Here is a 2,454-nt window from a genome sequence, read left to right as displayed (position 1 = left end):
CGACTGGCTGGCAACGAAAAATCGACCTCAATCGCCAGCGCCTCTCGATTAAAGTCGTCAATCACATTCAGTAGACGGACTGAACGACCATCTGATAATTGATCGTACATAAAGTCCATTGACCAGCATTCATTACTGTTTTCAGGTACCGTTAACGGTTCTGGTTTCTCCCGTTTTAGGCGTTTTTTCGGCTTTATTCGCATGTTCAGCGACAGCTCGCAGTAAATCCGGTACACCCTTTTACGTTGCGAAGGTATAAAAAACACAGACCAAACCCCCAGTTACGCTGGCTGTCAGTGATGCGAAGCAGCCAGTCAGCAATGGCGTCATTTTCTTCACGCAGTTTAGCCTGATAGCGGTAGCAACTTTCGCTAACAATAAATAACTGGCAGGCAAAACGCACGCTGACTTTGCGGCTCCTGACAGCGTCGTGTGCCATCTGCTGACGAAGCGATGGCTTCACCACTTTTTTACCATGGCTTCCTGAATGATTTCAGCCTTGAGTCGCTCTTCGGCATACATCTTTTTGAGACGGCGATTTTCGTCTTCCAGCTCTTTCAGTCGGGTCATCATGGAAGCATCCATACCGCCAAAGCGTGACCGCCACTTATAGAAACTGGCATTGCTCATACCATGCTCGCGGCACAATTCAGCGACCGGAGTTCCGACCTCAGCTTGCTTAAGAATGGACATGATTTGGCTGTCGGTAAAACGTGATTTTTTCATAGAAATCTCCCCAGTTCAGATTACGAGAAAATTCTACTTATAAACACACCGGTTTTTCGGGGGGATTACCGTTACAGTTTAACCGTCAAATAGATAAGTAGAGTAAACTATACGGCATGTAGTCGATAGTTTTATATATACAATATCAACTTATTATTGTAATAACACCTTGCATTGTAGTCTTTCCCTTCCATAACTTACATCCTTTTCCTTCAATACAAACACTCTTATCTGATATTTCATTATTGAAAAAAGCTTTATAGTCATACTACGTTCAGAAAGTGGAATTACATCTTTAACTTCGTAGTAGCAATAGAAGAAGCACTCTGTCTAGTTAAATAACTGATTTCCTATGCTCGCTTCCGCTACATACTTGTACAAAACTTCCTATGTTTTTGTTATGTAAATAGAGTTTTCTGAACACAACTATATTTAATACAGAGTTAATAAATTGAGTACAAAAACTGATGATCAAAATAAACCCGATATTTTCTTGTGCAATTGCAATTATGTCGTTTGGAAGCTCTAACGCTTGGGCGGTAACGACTAATATTGGAATCTCTCCCTGTAACAGTGGTGCAATAATCTGTAATGCACTAGTCAAAATGATGTAACCGTCAGTGGTGCTGGTACGGTGACCTCAGTCTGGGAGGGCGGGAGTATCAGCAACAATACAATGAAGGACTCCGAGGTTATCAACATTCAGAATAATGGCACGGCAGATAAAACTAACGTCGATGTTAGCGGTACACTGAATGTTAATCGCGGTGGTTTATCCAGCAACCTGTTGTTATCTGGAGGTAAGATAAACATCAATGTAGGAGGTGTAGCAAACGACAGTACCATAACAACCAGTATCCACCGCGCGGCACAGATATTTCTACTGGCTTTTGATTTTGATGTAGGTTTCGTCCATGCACCACCGACGGCCCGCTGAACGTTGGTGTCGGCGGAAGGCTTTATCCAGCAAAGGTGTCAGCCTGATAACCCAGCGATACAGGGTGGAATAGTCAACGACAACGCCACGCTCAGCCATTATCTCTCCGAGGTTGCGTAGGCTCAGTGAATAGGTGAGATACCAGTGAACACTCTGGACAATAATATCGACGGGATAATGCAGACGCTTAAAGGCTTTTCGGATAAGAGACAGGGATAGGCAACATCACAAAAAAAACAGCATGTTACCGGACTACACCTTAATGCGACAGAACCTTGTGCAAAGCTAGTACGGTGTTAACAATAATAAAAAAAGGAAACCTACATGTTTTATTTTCTGAAGAAAAGAGTAGTAAAGAAATTAGCAAAAAAAGTAAATGAAATTATTACAGAGTTAGAGGGGCTATATCTGAATGAGGGAGGGGGGATAGCACTGATGATTTTTATGAGTTGTTTAATGATACTTGTGAGAAGATCGATTATATTGAAGATGTGGTGACTAAATACGAAAACCACTTCACTGAAAATTATCCTAAATACGCAGATAGACTACAATACGTTATGTTTTTGGCTACTTCTTGCGCCAGTTTTTGGCAAGGCTCTTTACTAGAATAGCTACCAATATCTAATACTCTGCACTGATTTAATTATCAGTGTAAATGGTATAATAGAGCCTGTAATTAAAATTGTGTAATTGCCTGTTTTTGATATGTTCACTCCAACTGAGGAGACAGGCAAATTATGGACGAAAAGAAACTTAAGGCACTCGCTGCCGAACTGGCGAAAGGCATC

General features: G+C 41.6%; 2 protein-coding genes and 2 pseudogenes. 1 reads left to right on the top strand and 3 read right to left on the bottom strand.

Annotated elements, in window-relative coordinates; all coding sequences use genetic code 11:
* Positions 1 to 726, bottom strand: a pseudogene (locus tag YALDO0001_RS20910) (transposase); the annotation flags it as partial.
* A gap of 334 nt (positions 727 to 1,060) precedes the next feature.
* Complete coding sequence (locus tag YALDO0001_RS21420) at positions 1,061 to 1,330, bottom strand: hypothetical protein (protein ID WP_156172359.1); 270 nt, start codon at positions 1,328 to 1,330, stop codon at positions 1,061 to 1,063.
* Positions 1,331 to 1,402: 72 nt separating this feature from the next.
* Here YALDO0001_RS21420 and YALDO0001_RS21415 point away from each other — a divergent pair, with 72 nt between their 5' ends.
* Positions 1,403 to 1,663: a hypothetical protein gene (locus YALDO0001_RS21415; RefSeq protein WP_042840629.1), complete on the top strand. Its 261-nt coding sequence runs from the start codon at positions 1,403 to 1,405 to the stop codon at positions 1,661 to 1,663.
* Here YALDO0001_RS21415 and YALDO0001_RS20515 read toward each other — a convergent pair.
* Positions 1,610 to 1,876 (bottom strand): annotated as a pseudogene (locus YALDO0001_RS20515) (transposase family protein); the annotation flags it as partial. The gene YALDO0001_RS21415 and the pseudogene YALDO0001_RS20515 overlap by 54 nt on opposite strands.
* Positions 1,877 to 2,454 lie beyond the last annotated feature (578 nt).

Source organism: Yersinia aldovae ATCC 35236 (assembly GCF_000173735.1).
GTDB lineage: Bacteria > Pseudomonadota > Gammaproteobacteria > Enterobacterales > Enterobacteriaceae > Yersinia > Yersinia aldovae.
The sequence above is the reverse complement of the archived record's forward strand: the minus strand, read 5'-3'. Positions and strand labels throughout refer to the sequence as shown.

Coding starts and splice junctions, on each gene's coding strand:
- YALDO0001_RS21415 (WP_042840629.1), top strand. CDS start 1,403: ATGAAGGACTCCGAGGTTATCAACATTCAGAATAATGGCACGGCAGAT.